This is a genomic window from Winogradskyella sp. (assembly GCF_003712105.1).
Taxonomy (GTDB): domain Bacteria; phylum Bacteroidota; class Bacteroidia; order Flavobacteriales; family Flavobacteriaceae; genus Winogradskyella.
Map to the genome: position 1 here is coordinate 17,386 of NZ_RHLG01000002.1, position 20,784 is coordinate 38,169.

The following is a 20,784-nucleotide window of genomic DNA, read 5'->3' on the forward strand; positions in this document are numbered from 1 at the left end:
TCTGCTAACGTATCTTTTAAATAAAGTTTTTTATGCACTATTAACTCTAGTAGGAGTAGTAACCGTCATTTTTTTATTATTCACAGTTTTACCTGGTGATCCTGCAAAAATGATGTTAGGGCAAAATCAAACTGCTGAGCAGGTAGAAGCTGTTAAAAAGAAGTATGGCTTTGATAAACCATTGGAAACGCAATATCTTTATTATCTAAACGATTTATCTCCAGTGTCTTTTCATTCCACAAATAATGAAGATTACACGTATTTAGATAAAGAAAAATATATAGCAGCAAAACTATTTACAATAGGTGGTACAACTACAGCAATTAAATTACCCTATTTACGAGCTTCATTTTCTAAACAAGGTAAAAGCGTAAGCCAGGTTATAGGAGAAACTTTACCCAATACTTTTGTTTTGGCAGTATCTGCCATTGCAATAGCAATGTTTTTAGGGTTAATATTTGGCGTAGTTTCAGCATTAAAAAAGGATACTTGGATTGATAGAGCTATACAAGTGTTTAGTACGTTTGGTATGAGTGTGCCTTCGTTTTTCAGCGCCATATTATTTGCATGGCTGTTTGGTTTTGTGTTACACAAGTACACAAATCTAGAAATGACAGGTAGCTTATACGAGCTCGATAACTTTGGTGAACGCCTTAGTATAAAATGGAAAAACCTTATTCTTCCAGCAATAGTTTTAGGTATTAGACCATTGGCTGTGATTATTCAATTGATGCGAAATTCTTTATTAGAAGTTTTAACACAAGATTACATAAGGACAGCTAGAGCTAAGGGATTAACAGAGTTTCAAATAATTAAAAATCACGCAATTAAAAACGCTTTAAATCCAGTTGTTACTGCAATTTCTGGTTGGTTTGCCTCTATGTTAGCAGGAGCAGTTTTTGTGGAATATATTTTTGGCTGGAATGGCTTAGGCAAAGAAATTGTAAATGCATTAAATACGTTAGACTTGCCAGTGATCATGGGGGCAGTTTTAGTAATCGCAACGCTTTTTATCTCTATCAATATTTTAGTTGATATCATTTATGCATGGCTCGACCCAAGAGTAAAATTAAATTCATAAATAGTTGACGTAATTAATCTACCATTTTAGCTTAATAATTTTATTTTTGTCAATTAAGAAACAAGCAATACACTTTTAACATGAGAAAACATATCGTAGCAGGTAACTGGAAGATGAATAATAATCATTCTGAAACGCATCAATTACTTTCAGATTTAAAACAGCAAACAAAATCCTCAAATGCTGAGGTTATGGTAGCACCAACATATGTTAACCTTCAATATGCTGTTTCAGAATTAGGTGGGACTGATATAGAAGTGATTGCACAGAATATGCATTTTGCAGATAATGGTGCATATACAGGTGAGGTCAGTGCAAACATGTTAAACAGTATTGGAGTAAAAACTGTGATTCTTGGCCATAGTGAGCGTCGTGCCTATTTTAATGAGACTGATGAGAGTTTGGCAAAAAAAGTAGACCAAACTTTAGCAAATGGACTTAGGTCAATCTTTTGTTTTGGTGAGGAATTAGCAGATAGAAAAGCCGGTAATCAAGAAGCGGTAGTTGAAAGCCAAATTAAAAATGCATTATTTCATTTAGAAGCTTCAGCATGGCAACATATCGTTTTAGCTTACGAACCCGTTTGGGCAATTGGTACTGGAGAAACAGCTACACCAGAGCAAGCACAAGACATGCATGCTTTTATAAGAAAAACACTTCGTGACAAATATGGTGATGAAGTTGCTGAAAACACAACTATTCTTTACGGTGGTAGTGTAAAACCTAATAATGCAAAAGAGATTTTTGGCAAGCCAGATGTTGATGGTGGATTAATAGGAGGCGCTTCATTAAAAGCGGAAGACTTTTTTGCTATAGTTAATGCATTTTAGTCATGTCTATCTACATAGGCTATGAATTTTTAATAAAACCACTTCAACCAGCAACCGAAATTTTAATTGCTGAATTGGGTTATGCAGGGTTTGAAAGTTTTGTGGAAACACAAAATGGTCTTACTGCATATATACAAAAAGACGAATGGCGAGAAAATATTCTTGATGAGATTTTTATTTTGAAATCAGATGAATTCAAAATTACATTCACTTTTCGAGATATAGAACAAACCAATTGGAATGCGGAGTGGGAAAAAAACTTCCAACCAATTATTGTAGATGATAAGGTAACCGTTAGAGCACCTTTTCATGATAAGCCAACTACCGATTATGACATTATTATAGAGCCAAAAATGAGCTTTGGTACTGGGCATCATGAAACTACTCATATGATGATTCAACATATTCTTCAAAATGATTTTACCGATAAATCAGTGTTAGATATGGGTTGTGGTACAGGTGTTCTTGCAATTTTAGCCGAAAAATGTGGTGCATCTAAACTAGATGCTATAGATATTGATAATTGGTGTTATCTCAATAGTTTGGAAAACGTTGAACGAAATGATTGCAAAAACATTTTGGTTTATGAAGGTGATGTTTCACTTCTTGCTGATAAAAGCTATGATATAATTATTGCCAATATTAATCGAAATATTCTCTTAGCTGATATTCCAAAATATGCCGAGTGCTTAAACGCAAGCGGTATTTTGTTTTTAAGTGGTTTTTACGAAGAGGATTTGCCTGTAATTACTTCGGTTTGCAATGTTAATAATTTAACATTTCAGGAGAAAATTGTTAAAAATAATTGGATTTCAACGAAATTCGTCAAATAGAAAAATATCAATAAATAACTACTATTATTGAGATTGCTGTAAAAAATTATCATAATTTAACATAAAAAATTAATATAATTACGGTTTTACCGTAATCCAATCTTCATTTTAATACGTACATTTACGTAAATAATATTATTTATTCGTAGTCTTTTTATAGCAATTACCTCATTGTATTTTGCCTAAATCTTCTACGCCCCAGATTACGTAATCGAATAAAACAAATCATTAATTTTTAAACTTTTAAAATGAAAAAGACTTTAAAACTTTGGACTTTTATGTTATGCCTTGGTACGTTTATTTTTACAGCCTGCCAAAAAGATGAGGCAAACGATGAACTCCTTAACTCGGAAACTGATAATATTATAAATGCCGAAGGCGCTGCAAACAGAACACCGGTAACTGATCCTAATGTATTGAATGGTATCAAAGATCTAGATATTGATGTAGGTGCTATTACATTAGGAGATTTCCACTTACCTGATGGAACCATAGAAGAACGTATTTATATCGGAAATGATATTACGTTTACAAGAGAAGAGCTAAACTTGTTGATTGATGCAAGTTCTGCCGAAACCCGTCAGTATAGAACATTTAACTTAGTTGAAGGTGAGTTTCGAAATATAGATATCTTAGGATATACTGGTGGTACTCAAGCTCTATCAAGTAAAGCACAAACGGCATTGCAATGGGCAGTGAACAACTATAATAATTTGAATACTGCTTTACAATTTAACTTAACCTTTGGCACTAACTTTCAGGCTGCTGATATGGTTGTGTATGACAATACCGTAAATAATCCTAGTGGAACAGGTGGTGTTGCTGGTTTCCCAACATCTGCAGGCAGACCAAATAAGTTTGTGCAAATTTATGGTATTGAGCAATTCTCAACCAATGTTAATGAGCATGTAATTACTCATGAAATTGGTCACTCTGTAGGTTTTCGTCATTCGGATTGGTTTGACCGTTTGAGTTGTCCGCCGCAAGCTCAAGGTAATGAAGGTTCAGGATCTGATGGTGCAGTGCATATACCTGGTACACCAACAGGTAGAGATTTAACTTCTGTTATGCAAGCCTGCTTTTCGACAAGTGAAGACGGTGAGTTTAATGGTAATGACATCATAGCTTTAGAGTTTATGTATCCTGATACGCCTTCAGGACCATGTGATGGAGTACCAGAATGGCAAAGTGGTGTTAATTATAGCATAGGTGATCAAGTCACTTATTTCGGTAATCTATATGAACGCGTTTCCGGTGGTTGGACTTTATTAGGACCTTGTAACTAATTAAATTGTTACACATATTAATCTTTAATGGATTGTTTGATTACCATCAAACAATCCATTTGTTTATAGATCAATTAAATTTTAACACTATAATCATATCTAATTGAAGTTCTTTTTCGTTTCACTATTAAATATTTTTTTAAATTAGCCGTAATCACAACTACATATGGGTTCACAGGAAAAAACTCAAGAAGAATTATTAATAAAGGAAGACGTTGTTAAGCAAAACGAAATTGTTTTATTTAACGACGATGTCAATACGTTTGACCACGTTATTGATACACTCATTTATGCTTGTGATCATACTCCAGAACAAGCAGAGCAATGCTCTATTATAGTTCATTATAAAGGAAAGTGTACCGTTAAAACTGGACCTTACGAAGACTTAAAACCGCGATGCTCTAAGCTTTTGCAAGCTGGCCTAAGCGCAGAAATCGTTTAGAAAAATTTAGAAAGTGTAAATCTTAGAAAACTGTCTTGACTGAAGTTAGACAGAATAAATTCTGATTGGTCTATACTGCTAAAAATTCGAGCTTCTAGCTCAGCCTTCCAGCTACTGCCAATGCGTCTTGAAGCTTCAATACTAAAAATCTTACTACTGGATTCTAAATCTGCAATTCCGCCAACAAGGATAGACGTGTCTTGAGTATCGTTTAGTGCAATTCTGCTTCCAAAGAAAAAATCATTTTGAAGCGCATTTAATGCCAATTCATCTCTGTCATCATAAAGATATTCGCCCAAAAGACCAATATCCAAACCATTACCGTCAATGTTACTAAAGGTATATTCCAATCCTGCAGTCAATGCAAAGAAATCTTGTGCATCAGCACTGCGATAAATTGATTCAAACTTCCATAAAAACGCATTATGAGTTGCTTGAAGGTCTAAACCAATTTGGTTAATAACAGGATAAAAGGCATTAATTTGCCCATTAGGGTCAAATGTAAAAAGAGGTTCACGTCCATTACCGTAAAAATGAGAAATACCGATATCAAAGGCACCTATGTAATGCGACCATCTAAAGGCCACGTCTTGCCGCCATTCTTCTGCACCACTTTCATAGCCTATATCATTTTCATCAATTACCGTAGGAAATCTAAGTCGTCCTCTTTCACCTGGAAAAACACGTTTTCTATGAAACGGCATGTAGATAAAATCAAAATTACCATAATCAGTGGTTAAAGTAAATTGTAACATGGGTTGCCCAAGCTTAGCTTCACCATCAAATGACTCAACGGCGTCAGTCTGATTAATTATATCAACCAAATGATTACTTTCTGTAACGCCCCAAAATATTTTTTTTAGACCCGCACTAAACTCCCAATTATTGGCCGCTTTTTGATAATAAAGTTCTCTTATGTCCCAATGTGTTCTGTTATCGTCACGATCTAATCTAAAGAAACCCGTAAAGTTGATGCTTTCATAACCTTTATTCCATTCTATGTTATACTCTGGAATTATGGCTATAGATGGAAAATGGTCTTTCTGACCTTGAAATTGAGGGCTATCCGTAAAATAACGATACTCACTTTGTACCTCGAGCTCAAAATCTTGAGTTGTGGATTTACTGTCTTCTTGAGCAATTACAGTATTTAATGCAAATACTATGACAAGACTAAATAATTGAGTTATTATGTGTTTGATTCTCATCTTAAATGAAATAAAAAAGAAAATGCCGAAAACTATTGCTATTAATCAAATACTAAACTATAAATACCATGAAATTAAATAGTTAACGGCATTACTTTGCTTTTAAGAGTTACTATTTTCCAGCTCTTTTTAAGGCTACTTGAGAAAAATCGTCTTCAGTAAGATTTACATCAAAGTTGTAATCATTAAAATCTAAACGCGTCTCTTTATTACTTTGATGATTTACCATATTGAAAACTGATGCTCTCCAGAACTTGCCTTTATATAATTTGTAACCTGAATAGGTCAAAGTTTTTAAAAGCGCATTCTTTCTATCGTAAAACTCTACTTTTTCAATGCGATAGCCTTTATCTTTATTATAGCTTACTAGCCTTCTGGTGTATCCTGATTTTGGATCTACAGGATCTTGCTCAACAATAAGCAACGCACCATTTTCTTTTACGAACTTATAAGTGTACTTTTCTACTTCTTGTGATGACAAATCTTCGTAAGCAAACTCGCTTCCTACAAAAGGACCAGATTTGTTATTAGAAGAAATTCTTTTCACACGCTTAATAGAAGGTAGAAATAACCACTGGTCGTCAGAACCTACTTTGTGCGTAAATGTTAAAGTAGATGTGCCTTTTACATCTTTAGGGCTATTGAACACGATAAGAGATTTATCACCATCTTCGGTCAATTCTAAGGTCTTGGTGGTTAATGAACGCTCACTTGTTTGCCCATTTTTATTTTTTAAGGTCATTTTTAATTCTACTGTAGAGCTGTTAAATCCTAAGTCAGCTTGTTCAGCAGCTTTTGCTATTTCTAATCCGCGTTCTTCAGGAGTTTGTGCACTCAATACACCTACTATTGAAAATGCTAATCCAAAAAGCACTAATTTTTTTTTATGATTATGTTTTAAAAAATTCATGATAATTAATTTTTGTTGTTTGTGTTTATAATTGTTTTGTTACTACTTGTTAAAATCAGTAATGATGGTAATAGAATAAAATCAATGATTAATGCTGCAAGTATTATGATTACTGTAATTCTCGCCATATAACTATTTAAAGCAAATGACGAAGTTGACATTACTGCGAATCCAGTTAATAATACAATTGTTGTTGTAACCAAAGCTTTACCTACGGTTTCAAATGCATAGACTACTGCTTCTTTTGCATTATAACCAAGCTCTCGCTGCGCTCTTAAAAATTTGCTCATAAAGTGAACAGTGTCGTCAACGATGATTCCTAAAGTCATTCCAAAAACGATAACCATTCCAGTATTGATTTGCCCTTTGTATAAAGCCCATAGTCCAAAGCCTACTAAAACAGGAGCTACGTTTGGAATGATGCTCAATACTCCAAGTTTTAAATTTCTAAGGGCAAAAATCAACACTATTGAGATTAAGATTAATGCGATAACATTTCCTTTAAACATGCTATCTGCTTGTCTAAATCCAAGTTTAGAGAACATTAGTGTTGGGCTAACGCCAATAGCATGCATAGCTTCGGGTGTATTATTTTTTAGCCAATCTTCACCACGTTTAGAGAATGCAATCATATCTGCACTTGTTACATTTTCTATAGTGACTGTTACTCGAGTTTCGGATTTGTCAACGTTGATTTGATTGTTAAGATCAAGTCCAAAAGGTAATGATAGCTCATACAGTAAAAGGTATTGCGCAGCTTCCTCCCGATTATCAGGAATTCTGTAGTAAGCTTCATCATCACCATGCATAGAACGATTCACTCGTCTTGCAACTTCGCTAAATGCATTGACATGGACTACTTCAGGCTGTTGTTCTAACCAGGTTTCAAAAGCATTAAGATTGTTTAAATATTCGGGGTTATTTATGCCACCGCTTTCGCCACTTCCAATGGAATATTCCACATTATAAATACCTGTTAAGTTTTCACTTATATAATCTGTGTCCGTTCTAAATTCAACACTTTCATCAAAATAGTTAATGAACTCATCATTAAATTCGTTTTTAGTTGCCAAATAAGTTAATCCTGAAATAATAGCGAGAGATATAACCGTTAAACGCACAGGTTGTTTTACAATATAGTTACCCAAAGACGTATACCAATTTGCTTTTGGCGTTACAGTTTTTTCGGTCTTAACTTTAGATTTTACAGGCAGAATAGCCATTAATGCAGGTAATGCCGTTGTTGAGTAAATAAAAGCCATGGTCATACCAAAAGCCGTGATATTTCCTAAGTCCCAAAACGGCGGAACATCTCCGAAATTCATAGTAAGAAAACCGATAACAGTTGTTAAACTTGTAATGAAAACTGGCATAAAATTAAGTCGCATAGATTCGATTAAGGCATCTATTTTACTTAGGCCATCTTTCCGCATTTTTTGCAGCATGGTGATGAGTATATGAATACTATCAGCAACAGCTAAGGTTAGAATCATAGTTGGAAATACGGATGATGGTGGAGTGAGTTTAATACCCATTATTCCAACAAACCCAACCGCACTCATAATTGAGAACATTACAACCACTAATGTTGCTATAGTACTGTATATATTTCGGGTTAAAATAAATGTTGTGATGATGACAATTACCAGCATTATCATTGTCAGCATTAAATCCTTCATAGAAGATTCAAAAAACGCAGTATTTAGAGGAACAAGGCCAGAGCTATGCACTTCAAAGTTTGGGTGAGATTCTTTAAAGTTGGCTATCATTTCTCTAACAAACGTAGTTACTTCAGGGATTTCTGTGGCACTATCCTTTCCAGGTAATCTTACCGTGATGTTTACCGCAGTAACACTACCAGACTCATTAACTATACGGTTAACAAGTAAAGGCTCTTTTAGTGCTTTTTCTTTTATTTGAGATACGTCGGACTCGGTTTTTAAATGCGATTCGTATGATAAATCATCAACATAAAGATCATCACCTTGTGCACTTGTATGTTGAAAGTTTGTGAGCGCATCTACACGAGATGAATAAGGTGTATTCCAAGCTTCGGCTGTAAGCTCTTCAATAGCTGTAAGATTCTCTTTGGTAAATACATTTTTATTTGAAGGTGATAAAACTAAGATTACATTATCGTCCTTGGTGTATTTCTCCTGGAGCGCATCAAAAGCTTCTAATTCTGGGTTGGATTTGCTAAAAAAGACATGATAATCGCCATCAAATTCCATATTACCTTGAGAACCTAATCCCATGGCAAGAATAATTGAGGCGAGAAGTACATACCATTTTCTTTTGATTACAAATTTTGCCCAGTTTACAGCAAACTTGTTTGCGGAGTCTTTTACTTTTTTAAGTGCATTCATTGTCTTTTGGTTATATGACCAGTCAATTACTTATTAATGATGGTCGTTTGTTAGTTTTATTTATAAGACGAATATGTTCATATGTTAGAGGACAAGAAATTAAAATTAATTATAATTGACCAGTCGTCTATTAAATAAATAAAAAAAATTATTTTAAAAGAACATTTTTAACCATGTTCATAAAATTATCTATTGGATATGAACTATTCATTTCTTTCATAGTTGTCATTGACCCTTTTCCAGCATCTTCAATAAATGCTGCTATATCAGCTGCTGGCATTATATTCGAAATCTCACCTAAGTCTTGTGCTTCTTGAATAACTCCAGTAATCAGTGACAAAATATATCCTTCTTTTTTCAATATTGTATTTCTAATCAGTTCACTATGCTCCGACATTTCATTTCCAATATTACAAGCCAAACACCCCATTTTACAATCCATTTCATTTTTTAGCATATTATATCTGAAATCATGAAAGTTTAATAATCGTTGTTTTGGTGAAATCGATTTGTCAAGAAGAATACCCTTTAACGGTACAAAGTTTTGTTCAAAATATTTATCAATGGCTTTTACCGCGAAATCTTCTTTGCTTTCAAAATAAAAATAGAAAGATCCTTTAGGCACATCAGCCGCTTTTACAATATCGTTGACGCTAGTTGCATTGTAACCCTTAGACCACAACAACTCCATACCTTTATCCAAAAGGGTATCAATCTTTATATCGCGTTTTAATGTTTTTTCCATTTTTAAATTTGATGGTTCAAAGATATGACCACTCGTCTAGTAAATAAAAATTTTCCGTGTTAAAATTATTATAAACGAAAAAATATATTTATAAAATACTGATAAACAAAGGGTTGTGTTTGTTACTCAACTATAAACTAGAAGGGCAAACAAAGTCTGTAGTTGGTAGATCCGTTTTTTTGATGGCTCCAAATCCACCTGCTACATCAACAAGGTTATGAAAACCTCTAGCTTTTAAAATAGAGGCAGCAATTACCGATCTGTAACCACCAGCACAATGAATATGATATGTTTTATCTCTATCAATCTGATGCATATTAGTATTAATATAATCCAATGCAAAGTGCTGTGCATTTTCTAAATGCATAGAATTGTATTCTCCATCTTTACGAACATCAAGAATATTTAAGTCCTTACGTTTTACTTCACTAGCAAATTCTTCAGCAGAGATAGATTCTAAAGTATCAATGTCTTTACCCGAAGCCTCCCAAGCATTAATACCACCTTCAAGATATCCTAATGTGTTATCATAGCCTACACGAGATAATCTTGTAACAGCCTCAGCAGATTTACCTTCAGGTACAACTAATAAAATAGGTTGATTAATATCTGAAATTAATGCACCTACCCATGGAGCAAATTGGCCATTAAGTCCAATAAAAATAGAGTTAGGTATATGCCCTTTTATATATTCTGATTGTGGTCTTACATCAAGAACAAGCGCAGATTTTTGATTAGCTAAATCTTCAAATTGTTTAGGACTGAGCGCAATATTTCCGGTTTCTAAAACCGTATCAAAATCTGCATACCCTTTTTTATTTAGCATTGCATTTTTTGCAAAATATTGTGGTGGTGGAGCAATGCCATCAAGCAATTCTTTTACAAATTCATCTTTAGTCATGTCTGACCGTAATGCATAATTGGTTTGCTTTTGCTCACCTAAAACACCAACAGTTTCTTTACTCAAATTCTTACCACATGCAGAACCTGCGCCATGAGCAGGATATACAATAACATCATCAGCCAAAGGCATGATTTTGTTTCTTAGAGAATCGTACATCATTGCAGCTAAATCTTCTTTAGTAAGGTCAGATTTTATGGCTAAATCGGGTCTACCTACATCACCTAAGAATAATGTGTCACCAGAGAAAATAGCATAATCTTTTTCATTTTCGTCCTTTAATAAATACGTTACAGATTCCAATGTGTGCCCAGGTGTGTGCAAAACTTTGAAAGTAAGTTTACCTAGTTTTAATTCTTCTCCATCAATTGCAGAATGCATATCATAATCAGTTTGTGCACCTGGACCATATACAATAGTAGCTCCTGTTTTTTTTGCTAAATCTACATGACCAGAAACAAAATCTGCATGAAAATGTGTTTCTAAAATATATTTGATTTCGCAATTATTTGCTTCAGCTTTGTCAATATACTGTTGAATTTCGCGTAAAGGATCAATGATTGCTACTTCACCATCAGACTCTACATAATATGCACCTTGTGATAAACATCCGGTATATAATTGTTCTATCTTCATTTTCAATTTTTTGGAGTTCAAATTTACAAAACCTAGACTAGTTGTATTGTTTTTATTTCTTTTAAATGAATTTACAGTAACTCTTTAAATGATATAATTATTGCCATTACTATAGTAAAATAGCCAAAGTAGGTTTTTAGATTCTTAGCGGACATTTTTTTAGCGATAGATAAGCCAATAAATATACCGATAATAGAAATTCCTGTAAAAATCAATAAAAATTCCCAATCTATATCTAATGTTTTTACATCACCCAGAAAACCAATTAATGATTGTATTGCAATGATGAATAGTGATGTGTTAATTGCTTTTTTAATTGGTAATTTGACTAACAATACTAGCGCAGGAACAATAAGGAAACCACCACCGGCACCCACTAAACCAGCTAAGACTCCTATACCTATAGCTTGTGTTATAATTGTGAAATAATGAACTTTATCTAATTTGATTAACTCTTTCTCTTCTATAATGGGTTTCGATTTTATCATAGACCAACCTGCTAAAAACATTACAAGAGCAAAGAAGAGCATAATAAAAATGGAGTTTGTAAACTTAAACTCACCAATTTCGAAAAACACCTTTGGTAGGTTAGGTATAACAAAGCTTCTAACTACATAAACCGTAATTATCGAAGGTATTGCAAAAACTATTGCCGTTTTAAAATCGATATATCTATCTTTTAGATTTCTTAAAGTGCCAATAGTTGCTGTGCTACCAACTATAAATAATGAATAGGCGGTTGCAATAATTGGATTAAAGCCTAACAAATAAACTAATATGGGCACAGTTAAAATAGAACCACCACCACCAATAAGACCTAAAACCAAGCCTACAAGTAAAGCTCCTAAATAGCCAATGATTTCGTTAAACACGTATTGTGACTTTTTTTCAGTTCAAAAATAACCAATTGAATTTTGAAATGAATAGTTTGGTTGTTTTTTAAATATTGTATTATATTTGCACCCACTTAAAAACGGCCTCGTGGCGCAACTGAATAGCGCATCTGATTACGGCTCAGAAGGTTACAGGTTTGAATCCTGTCGAGGTCACGAATACATCAAAAAAGCAAGCAACATATAAAGCTTGCTTTTTTATTTTATGTCTTTTTAATTTTCAGCCCGTAGTGCTAAGGCATTATTATCCTGTCGAGGTGAAAAAAAGCAAAATCCATATGAACTTATAATTTGTGTTTTTTTAGTTGCCTCAAACGACCTTAATTATTAGGGGTTTTTACTTTTAACTACTTAGGTTATTTTGATACCAAAAAGCAATTTAAGCGTTTGGTCTTATGATTTTGTAAGATTTTTAGATGACCCCATAATTTTAGATTATATTTCAGATAGATTTAGCTTGAAGCTTAATTTTCTTTTTATTAATTATGATGCTGACAGCTATTGCAATTTTATCATTAAAATTATCTAATATTAAGTAAAACCTGTGTTTAATAGAGAATATCAGTTAGAACAGCTCAAAACCATTAACCTTTATGATATTGTAATTATTGGTGGTGGCGCAAGTGGGTTAGGAGTAGCAGTTGATGCGGCTTCGAGAGGATTTAAAGTAGCCCTATTTGAAGCCTTTGATTTTGCCAAAGGTACATCTAGCCGGAGTACTAAACTGGTTCATGGAGGCGTTCGTTATTTAGCACAAGGAAATATAAAGCTGGTTAAAGATGCATTAAAAGAACGTGGATTGATTGAGAAAAACGTAAATCATCTCTTCAAGCGACAAACCTTTTTAATCCCTAATTATGCATATTGGGATAAATACTTTTATGGTGTTGGGCTAAAAGTTTACGATTGGCTTTCTCAGAATTTATCAATTGGAAAATCAAAGATTGTTTCTGCCGAAGAAGCTTCAGAACATATAAAGGAATTAAAGACAGACGGACTCACAGGTGGCGTTACTTATTTAGATGGGCAATTTGATGATGCGCGCTTAGCACTTAATTTGGCGCAAACTGCTACAGAACAAGGTGCAGTAATTCTCAATCACTTTCAGGTCGTTGATTTTATAAAGAATAATAACGGCCAAATTGAAGGTGTTAAAGTGTTAGATACAGAAACAAACGACAATTTAACTGTCAAGGCTAAAGTTGTTGTTAATGCTACTGGCGTGTTTTCAAATAAGATATTAAAGTTGGCAGGCCGAAAGAAAAGAAGCTTAAAAGTAGTACCGAGTCAGGGCATTCATTTAGTTTTTGATCGTTCTTTCTTAAAAGGTGACACCGCATTAATGGTTCCTAAAACTAGTGATGGTCGTGTGTTATTTGCAATTCCTTGGCACAATAAGGTATTAGTTGGTACTACTGATACACCAGTCAACAAACCAAAATTTGAACCACTTGCTTTAAAGGAAGAAATTGATTTTATACTGTCAACAATGGCCGAGTATTTTCCTAAAGCGCCTACAAAAGATGATGTATTATCTGTTTTTGCTGGACTACGACCTTTAGTCGCACCAGAAGGAGATAAAAGCAATACAAAAGAGATTTCACGTAGTCATGAAATTATTCACTCCGATAGTGGATTACTTACAATTGTTGGCGGAAAGTGGACGACTTATAGAGAGATGAGTGAAGATGTCGTGAATAAAGCTATAACGGTGCATCAACTTGATAACGTTGAGGTAAAAACAGAAACACTAAAGATTCATGGTAGTATACCAAAAGCGCTTAAAAACTCTATTCCTAAAGATTTATGGTACTATGGAAATGACGCTATTGCACTAGAGTCTTTTGTAAACGCTAACCCTGAGTATAACACTTTACTTCATCCAAACTATAAATTTGTAATAGGACAAATATATTGGGCTATTAAGAACGAAATGGCACGTACAGTCGAAGACGTTTTGGCAAGACGAATCCGTTTGCTTTTTATCGATGCAAAAGCAGCTGTTGAATGTTCAGAACTAGTTGCAGATATTCTTCAATCTGAACTTAAAAAATCACTAGATTGGAGAAATCAGCAAGTCGAAGATTTTAAAAACTTAGCAAAAGGCTATTTAATACAAGACTATGACTAAAGATATTATAATTGCATTAGACCAAGGCACCACATCTAGTAGGACAATAGCTTATGATAGCGAGGGCAATGAAGTGACATCAGCACAACAAAGTTTTGAACAGTTATTTCCTGCGAATGGTTGGGTAGAACATGATCCAGAAGCGATATGGCAATCGCAATATGATACAATTAAGAACGTACTTTCTCAAGGAATCAATGTTGAGCAAATTGCTGGTATCGGTATTACCAATCAACGCGAAACTACAATTGTTTGGAATCGTGTTACTGGTAAACCTTTATATAATGCCATCGTATGGCAAGACCGGAGAACAGCATCATTTTGTGATGAACTAAAATCAAACGGTTATTCAGACTTAATTCAAAATAAAACAGGTCTAATCATCGATGCTTATTTTTCTGCATCCAAAGTACATTGGATATTAGATAATGTTGATGGCGCCAGAACATTAGCGCAAAACAGCGATTTATGTTTTGGTACGGTTGACACATGGTTGGTTTACAAACTGACTGAAGGACAGGTTTATGTTACAGATGTGAGCAACGCATCAAGGACCATGTTGTTTAATATCCATGATTTATTATGGGATAATGAGTTGCTAGAATTATTTGATATTCCAAAAACAATGTTGCCTGAAGTTAAATCGTCTTCAGAAATATATGGTTATACCCGTTTATTTGGAGATAAGATTCCAATTGCAGGTATTGCTGGCGACCAACAAGCAGCGCTTTTTGGGCAGTTATGTACAAAAAAAGGAATGGTTAAAAACACCTATGGTACAGGTTGCTTTCTTCTTATGAATACAGGGAAAAAGCCTGTATTATCTCAAAATCAGCTATTAACTACCATTGCATGGCAAATTAATGGAAAAACACATTATGCCTTAGAGGGAAGTGTTTTTGTTGGTGGTGCTGCCGTACAATGGTTACGAGATGGTATTGGCATTATTGATGAAGCTAAAGAAATAGAAGCTTTAGCTAATGAGGTAGAAGATAGTGGCGGGTTAGTAGTGGTTCCAGCATTTACTGGTTTAGGAGCACCATATTGGGATCCCTATGCTAGAGGAAGTATTATGGGTATTACTCGCGGTACAACAAGAGCGCATATTGCAAGAGCAACTCTCGAAGGTATTGCGCTTCAGGTTTACGATATTGTAAAGGCGATGGAAAATGATGCTAACATGCAGATAAAAGAGCTGCGTGTTGATGGTGGTGCATCAGCAAATGACTTATTGTTACAAATACAATCTGATATTTTTAATTGTGAAGTTGTACGTCCAAAACATTTGGAGACAACTGCATTAGGTGCAGCTTATTTAGCCGGCTTGGCTGTAGGTCTTTATCAAAGTATAAAACAATTAAGAATGCAATGGAATGCAGATAAAGTAATAGCGCCTAATACAGATACTTCAAAGCAAAAACAGCTAATCAATCAATGGCATAAAGCTGTGAAAAGATCTAAGAATTGGATGGAATAAGCGGGTCTTTCAAAGCGTGTTATGATGTTATTATCTACAGATCATCAAAACAAGGATAAGATTATGTTTACTTTTTATTTTGAGTCTATATTGGTTTTATTAAATTTAGCCTTAATGTTTATAAGATATAACTCTAAATAATGAGTAAGATTAAGGCAAACCAATTAGTTAAAGATGCTTTTTTAAGCACCGTTATGACTTTTGTAATAGCTGGAATCTTATACTTCACTTTTATTAATCTTGCTGTTTTAGATCCTTTTGAAAAGGCGTTCAAAGACTTCAAATTCACAGATATTTTTTATTCTGAACGCTTTAATTCATCCAAACGAAGTGATAATATAGTACTGGTAAACGTTAAACATGCTAATCGCTTTGAGTTGGCTCAAGCTATAGATAAGGTCAATGGTAATAACCCAAAAGCTCTAGGTGTAGATATCATTTTTAAGGATTTAAAATTAGCCTTTACAGACTCTATACTCAAAGAGACATTATCTCGCACACCAAACCTAGTCTTATCGTATTATAAAGATGGAGATTCCATAGTCGAAAACCATGATTATTTTAATATTCCTGATGCATCCAAAGGTTATATTAATCTAGATTTAGAAGGGCAAAATACTGTAGTAAGAGATTTTTTAGGCTATAATAAAAATTTAGATGCGCATAGCTTTTCTGCTGAATTATTACTTAAATCAGGTCAGATAGATACCGATTTTATAGACCAGCGATTAAAAAAGCCTATTCCTATCAACTACATTGGTGGAGACGATATGTTTTTAAGTTTTGATATTGAAGAAGTCATGGCTTCAGAGACCATTCCAGCAATGAAAAATGCTATTGTTTTATTGGGGTATTTAGGTGATGAGAATCCTGAATTTGATATTGAAGATAAACATTTCACACCTTTAAATAAAGCCTGGGTTGGTCGAGCAGTACCTGATACATATGGCGTTACAATACACGCAAACATTATGAATATGTTTCTTAGTAAGTCGTTGCTTTATAGAGCACCAAATTTTATAATATATCTTATAGCAATTATACTTTGTTTTGGCCTTACGTATGTTACGATGAAATTATATTTAAAGAATAATTTCGTCTTCGATATTATTCAGCGACCAATTCAACTCGTTTTTTCGGTACTACTTTTATATTTGGCTTTATTATTGTTACAAACTAATATATACCTAGATGTAATTCCAATCATTTTGCTATGCCTTTTAGGCTTAGAAATGATAGATTATTATGTGTATTTGGTAGAATATCTAAACAAAAAATTTGGATGGCAAAGTATGCTTTTATCTTAATCTTCTGCTTTACGTTTCAGAGTGCTTTTACTCAGGACAGTTTGTGCGTATTTAAAGTCAATGGCTCTGTACTAAAAACCAGTGCTAATGCTATACAGGTAGTTAAAAAAGGAGATTATATCATACGTTCAGATAAGTTTGTTTTAGACAATGCTTCAAATATTCTTAGTATCGATAAATTGGGTAACGCCTATGTGTTAAATCAAAAAGGGAATTATAGTTTTAAAGATTTCATTTCTAATAAAGAATCTAAATCTTCATCAGGACTAACAAGTAAATACTTTAAACTTATTTGGAAAGAATTACGAAACGCCAATGGTAATGCTACACTTATTGGTGGCGTGTTTAGAGGTGAGCAGCTAATGATATTCCCTCGAGATACAGTTAAAATTGCTAGCTCTAAGATTGCGTTTGGTTGGAAAAGAGCAGATGAAGATTCAAAGTATTACGTATTTATTAGAGATATTGAAAATGATAAGACAGCGAAGTTTGAACTCAACACAAACGAGTTAACACTTTATAAAGCTAATCCGATTTTTTCTAATGGAACCTTTTTTGAATGGGTTGTTACTACTGATGAATTTCCTAACCTAGACAACCTCACATTTTTCTCTTTTGAGTTAATCAACAAATCTGAATATAAAAGCTTGATCAAAGATTACTCAGCTTTTCAACAAGAACTAAAAGCACTTGGTTTTTCTAGTGAGGACATAAAGAATGCTATTTGCGAAGCATACGGGATTTGTAATTAATTTCTCAAAATATACTTTGAAACGGTAGACTTACTGTAATCGTCTTTGAGTTTATTGTCCTTAATTAAAAACGGATTTACTTTACTTAAAAGGCTGTTGTAAGCTGATAAATTACCTTTATAACTAGAGTAGACGGCAGCTAATAAAAAATCTTGTTGTTGGGTTTTAAGAGCTAACAAACCATTATAATACGCATCACATTTTTTACTGTCATTAGCATCAATAGTTGCTTTTACAAGCAGTTTTATAATGTCTATTTTATTGGCTTTTGTTTTAATTTTATCGGCTAGCGATTCAGCTATTTCTATAGATTGCGTTGTTTCTTCTTGTAGGTATAAAAACTTAGCATATTCATATCCTGTTGTAAATGTGGGATGAATATCATATGCCAGTTTGTAAAGCGCTTTTGCATCACTAGGTGTGCCAAAGCTCATTTTAGTTTTTGCGGCATTAATAATGTACGCGGCTATATCATCTAAGGCGTTTATGTCTTTATTTTGTGATGACGAAATGCTGAAGTGTTTTTTGGCAGTATCTACATCATTACTCTCAACGGCACTGTAACCAAGATTTGAATGAATTTTAGAATAAGACTCGTCAATAGCAATAGCTTTTTTATAACTGTTTATAGCTTCGGTATAATTAGCATTAGCAAAATGAGTTTTCCCCAGAAGATTCCATAACTCAGGAACATTCGGTTGTTCCTGCATAGCTGTTTTAAGTAATGCAATTGACTTGTCGGTTTCCTTCAGTCTGTTGTATACATCCACAAGCTTTACATAAGCATTAATGTTGTTCTTGTTTTTGTCAATAGCGGTTTGGTATTGTGTTATTGCATCAGAATCGTTTTTGAATGCTACCTCTAAAAACTCACCGTACTTTAAGTGAATATCCGAATTAATAGGATTATTTGCAATGCCGTCAATAAACCATTGTTTTGATTTTGCTTTTCTATTTAATTTGTAAAACAACCATGCGCGTCCAGCATAGGCAGCAATATTTTTTTTGTCGTTGACAATCGCAGTTTTGTATAAAGAATCTGCAAGTTTTAGTCGTGTTAATTTAGATGTATTCGTTCTTAAATAGTCGGCATAGTCACTATATCTTTTCGATATTTCTGGTTCGGAATCAATAGCATTAAGTAAAAGTTGCTCAGCAGATTTATCATCTAATTTTTTGGCTTCGATATATCTTAATAGGTCAATAGTATTGGTCTTAGAGATTTTTGTATACCATTCATTAGCTGCCTGATTATTACCTTTAAGAGTTTCTATGTTAGCTAAACCTTCAAGTGCTTCGGAATTATTACGTTCAGTTTCTAATATCTCTTTATATATTTTTTCTGCTATATGGTATTTACCTTGGCTAATATTAATCTCGGCTAATCTTAGCTTACTATATATGTCATTTCCATTAATACCAACTGCGGTGTTAAAGATTTCTGTTGCCTCATCGAACTTATATTGGTCTATATAATTATCGCCAAGATTTACTTGAGGTGTTTCCCAAGTGTTTATAAGCTTTTTTGCTGTATTAAAATGGTAATAAGCACTATCGTAAACAGCTTCGTAGTTGTATACTATACCCATAGCATTATGCACATAAGCTGCTCGGGGTTCAATATTTAATGCATTGAGAAGTTTCTTTTTCGCTAAACCATATCTAGCTGTATTTCTATTTCTAATAATGCTGTAGGCTTCGAGCATTAGCTTACTCACGGTAATTCTGTCCTTTAACAGGTTATCATCATCCATAAGTTCTAAACATATGTCAAGATGTTTTGCTTCTCTTTGAAATGTTCTCGCATTAGGTAACTTTTTTTCACCTGAAATGTATCTGTTAATGAGTTGCTGTGCCGAACTCGAAAGTTGTGAGAGCAACACTGTTTTCATTTTTTCTAGATATGATTCTGAAATTGAATTATCTGCTTTTGCCTTTTTATAGATGTCGTAAGCGCTTGAAGACTTTCCGTAATACGATTCACTTTTAATTGCATTAGCAAACTGAGTAACTTGAGCAGGAAGCGATTTATCAGTATCGGTAATACTTCTTGCAGCAATGACTTTTGTTTGGTCTATTGCTTTTTTTACATCTTCAAATGAAACTATTTTATCTTCTTCTTTGATTTTTTTGAGGATTGCACGAGCATCTTTAGTTCTTACAACCGGAGTTTGTTTTTGATTGTGTTTTTCTGAAACTGTACTGGCGACATTATCGTATAGGTAATCATCAATTTCTCTAAATTGCAACTCATTATCAGCATTATCATCTGCTTCTCCAGTGAGACCTTTTACAAAATAATGCGTAAAATAACCGTGTTGTAAATCACTGCTCTCGTAAGACAATTCATCAACACCACAGCTTAAAAACTTTGAAGTATTCTCAAACATTGCTTGTAGTGTGCCCATATTTTTTTGTGGACCATCTTCGAAAATAAAGCCAGAGCGACATGCATCAAGAATTAGGATAACATTCGCGTTTTTTTGAGTCAAGGCTCTAATAATTCTATTGTTTAGTCGATCTAAAGCTATTACGCCACCAGTACCAACATACTCTCTGTTAGCGTTAGAGTCAGCAGCAAGCAGATAACCTTCTTTATATCCAAAATCTTCAACCACATCGCCATGACCGGCAAAGTAGACATATACAATATCATTCTCTGCTATTTTTTTGGCTATTTGTCTAAAGGCATTTTCTATATTAAGCGCAACAGCATTTTTATTGATTAAGAGCTCAATATTTTCTTCTGGAATTTTTTCAATATCGCTGAGGTAATTTTTAAATAACGCTGCATCGTTATCAGCATAATTGAGTTTTAAATTATCCTCAAAATAGTCCGAAATACCAATTATAATAGCATATTTATTGCCCTCAACTATATTTTCATTGCTTTCACCAACCGAACCTCGAGAATCGTCTTGAGAATAGCCAATCGCAAAGAAGAAAATTAATATGTATTTTATATGAGGTTTCATTTTAAGACTTA

General features: G+C 33.7%; 16 protein-coding genes and 1 tRNA gene. 10 read left to right on the forward strand and 7 right to left on the reverse strand.

Annotated elements, in window-relative coordinates:
* Window position 1: 1 nt before the first annotated feature.
* The 5 genes from ED556_RS04560 to ED556_RS04580 all read left to right on the forward strand — a co-directional run bounded on the left by ED556_RS04560 (window position 2) and on the right by ED556_RS04580 (window position 4,472).
* Window positions 2-1,081, forward strand: a complete 1,080-nt coding sequence (locus ED556_RS04560; RefSeq protein WP_296321756.1) for an ABC transporter permease — start codon at window positions 2-4, stop codon at window positions 1,079-1,081.
* Window positions 1,082-1,161: 80 nt separating this feature from the next.
* Window positions 1,162-1,911, forward strand: a complete 750-nt coding sequence (gene tpiA / locus ED556_RS04565; RefSeq protein WP_296319882.1) for a triose-phosphate isomerase — start codon at window positions 1,162-1,164, stop codon at window positions 1,909-1,911.
* Window positions 1,912-1,913: 2 nt separating this feature from the next.
* Window positions 1,914-2,744, forward strand: a complete 831-nt coding sequence (gene prmA, locus ED556_RS04570) for a 50S ribosomal protein L11 methyltransferase (RefSeq protein ID WP_296319885.1) — start codon at window positions 1,914-1,916, stop codon at window positions 2,742-2,744.
* Between the two features lie 248 nt (window positions 2,745-2,992).
* Entirely contained in the window at window positions 2,993-4,030 is a 1,038-nt protein-coding gene (locus ED556_RS04575) for a M57 family metalloprotease (protein ID WP_296319888.1), read from the forward strand.
* A gap of 166 nt (window positions 4,031-4,196) precedes the next feature.
* Entirely contained in the window at window positions 4,197-4,472 is a 276-nt protein-coding gene (locus ED556_RS04580) for an ATP-dependent Clp protease adaptor ClpS (protein WP_296319891.1), read from the forward strand.
* Here ED556_RS04580 and ED556_RS04585 read toward each other — a convergent pair.
* The 6 genes from ED556_RS04585 to ED556_RS04610 all read right to left on the reverse strand — a co-directional run bounded on the left by ED556_RS04585 (window position 4,469) and on the right by ED556_RS04610 (window position 12,110).
* Window positions 4,469-5,680 (reverse strand): hypothetical protein, encoded by a 1,212-nt coding sequence (locus ED556_RS04585; RefSeq protein WP_296319896.1) that lies wholly within the window; start codon window positions 5,678-5,680, stop codon window positions 4,469-4,471. The genes ED556_RS04580 and ED556_RS04585 overlap by 4 nt on opposite strands.
* Before the next feature lie 112 nt (window positions 5,681-5,792).
* The gene (locus tag ED556_RS04590) at window positions 5,793-6,590 is read right to left on the reverse strand and encodes an outer membrane lipoprotein-sorting protein (protein ID WP_296319899.1); all 798 of its coding nucleotides are present in this window, start codon (window positions 6,588-6,590) and stop codon (window positions 5,793-5,795) included.
* A gap of 5 nt (window positions 6,591-6,595) precedes the next feature.
* On the reverse strand, window positions 6,596-8,956 hold the full coding sequence (locus ED556_RS04595; protein WP_296319903.1) for an MMPL family transporter: 2,361 nt from the start codon (window positions 8,954-8,956) through the stop codon (window positions 6,596-6,598).
* Window positions 8,957-9,104: 148 nt separating this feature from the next.
* The gene (locus ED556_RS04600; RefSeq protein ID WP_296319906.1) at window positions 9,105-9,701 is read right to left on the reverse strand and encodes a TetR/AcrR family transcriptional regulator; all 597 of its coding nucleotides are present in this window, start codon (window positions 9,699-9,701) and stop codon (window positions 9,105-9,107) included.
* A gap of 130 nt (window positions 9,702-9,831) precedes the next feature.
* Window positions 9,832-11,238, reverse strand: a complete 1,407-nt coding sequence (locus ED556_RS04605) for an MBL fold metallo-hydrolase (protein ID WP_296319909.1) — start codon at window positions 11,236-11,238, stop codon at window positions 9,832-9,834.
* A 71-nt stretch (window positions 11,239-11,309) separates the two neighbouring features.
* Window positions 11,310-12,110, reverse strand: a complete 801-nt coding sequence (locus tag ED556_RS04610) for a sulfite exporter TauE/SafE family protein (RefSeq protein WP_296319912.1) — start codon at window positions 12,108-12,110, stop codon at window positions 11,310-11,312.
* Between the two features lie 103 nt (window positions 12,111-12,213).
* On the opposite strand from ED556_RS04610, the gene ED556_RS04615 reads away from it, so the two are divergent.
* The 5 genes from ED556_RS04615 (at window position 12,214) to ED556_RS04635 (ending at window position 17,798) form a co-directional block, all read left to right on the forward strand.
* Window positions 12,214-12,287: transfer RNA gene (locus tag ED556_RS04615), tRNA-Arg, on the forward strand.
* Between the two features lie 388 nt (window positions 12,288-12,675).
* The gene (locus tag ED556_RS04620) at window positions 12,676-14,262 is read left to right on the forward strand and encodes a glycerol-3-phosphate dehydrogenase/oxidase (RefSeq protein WP_296319914.1); all 1,587 of its coding nucleotides are present in this window, start codon (window positions 12,676-12,678) and stop codon (window positions 14,260-14,262) included.
* Window positions 14,255-15,739, forward strand: a complete 1,485-nt coding sequence (glpK, locus tag ED556_RS04625) for a glycerol kinase GlpK (protein WP_296319919.1) — start codon at window positions 14,255-14,257, stop codon at window positions 15,737-15,739. Before ED556_RS04620 ends, glpK begins: the two co-directional genes overlap by 8 nt.
* 140 nt (window positions 15,740-15,879) lie before the next feature.
* Entirely contained in the window at window positions 15,880-17,046 is a 1,167-nt protein-coding gene (locus ED556_RS04630) for a CHASE2 domain-containing protein (RefSeq protein WP_296319921.1), read from the forward strand.
* The gene (locus tag ED556_RS04635; protein WP_296319924.1) at window positions 17,022-17,798 is read left to right on the forward strand and encodes a hypothetical protein; all 777 of its coding nucleotides are present in this window, start codon (window positions 17,022-17,024) and stop codon (window positions 17,796-17,798) included. Before ED556_RS04630 ends, ED556_RS04635 begins: the two co-directional genes overlap by 25 nt.
* Here the strand turns inward: ED556_RS04635 and ED556_RS04640 are convergent.
* A complete protein-coding gene (locus ED556_RS04640) occupies window positions 17,795-20,773 on the reverse strand; it encodes a tetratricopeptide repeat protein (protein ID WP_296319927.1) in 2,979 nt (992 codons plus the stop codon). The two genes, ED556_RS04635 and ED556_RS04640, sit on opposite strands and share 4 nt — an antisense overlap.
* Window positions 20,774-20,784: the final 11 nt, after the last annotated feature.

What these genes read in the sequence shown, in the direction of transcription:
- tpiA (WP_296319882.1), top strand. Translation starts at nt 1,162, where the DNA reads ATGAGAAAACATATCGTAGCAGGTAACTGGAAGATGAATAATAATCAT.
- prmA (WP_296319885.1), top strand. Translation starts at nt 1,914, where the DNA reads ATGTCTATCTACATAGGCTATGAATTTTTAATAAAACCACTTCAACCA.
- ED556_RS04575 (WP_296319888.1), top strand. Translation starts at nt 2,993, where the DNA reads ATGAAAAAGACTTTAAAACTTTGGACTTTTATGTTATGCCTTGGTACG.
- ED556_RS04580 (WP_296319891.1), top strand. Translation starts at nt 4,197, where the DNA reads ATGGGTTCACAGGAAAAAACTCAAGAAGAATTATTAATAAAGGAAGAC.
- ED556_RS04585 (WP_296319896.1), bottom strand. Translation starts at nt 5,680, where the DNA reads ATGAGAATCAAACACATAATAACTCAATTATTTAGTCTTGTCATAGTA.
- ED556_RS04590 (WP_296319899.1), bottom strand. Translation starts at nt 6,590, where the DNA reads ATGAATTTTTTAAAACATAATCATAAAAAAAAATTAGTGCTTTTTGGA.
- ED556_RS04595 (WP_296319903.1), bottom strand. Translation starts at nt 8,956, where the DNA reads ATGAATGCACTTAAAAAAGTAAAAGACTCCGCAAACAAGTTTGCTGTA.
- ED556_RS04600 (WP_296319906.1), bottom strand. Translation starts at nt 9,701, where the DNA reads ATGGAAAAAACATTAAAACGCGATATAAAGATTGATACCCTTTTGGAT.
- ED556_RS04605 (WP_296319909.1), bottom strand. Translation starts at nt 11,238, where the DNA reads ATGAAGATAGAACAATTATATACCGGATGTTTATCACAAGGTGCATAT.
- glpK (WP_296319919.1), top strand. Translation starts at nt 14,255, where the DNA reads ATGACTAAAGATATTATAATTGCATTAGACCAAGGCACCACATCTAGT.
- ED556_RS04630 (WP_296319921.1), top strand. Translation starts at nt 15,880, where the DNA reads ATGAGTAAGATTAAGGCAAACCAATTAGTTAAAGATGCTTTTTTAAGC.
- ED556_RS04635 (WP_296319924.1), top strand. Translation starts at nt 17,022, where the DNA reads ATGGCAAAGTATGCTTTTATCTTAATCTTCTGCTTTACGTTTCAGAGT.
- ED556_RS04640 (WP_296319927.1), bottom strand. Translation starts at nt 20,773, where the DNA reads ATGAAACCTCATATAAAATACATATTAATTTTCTTCTTTGCGATTGGC.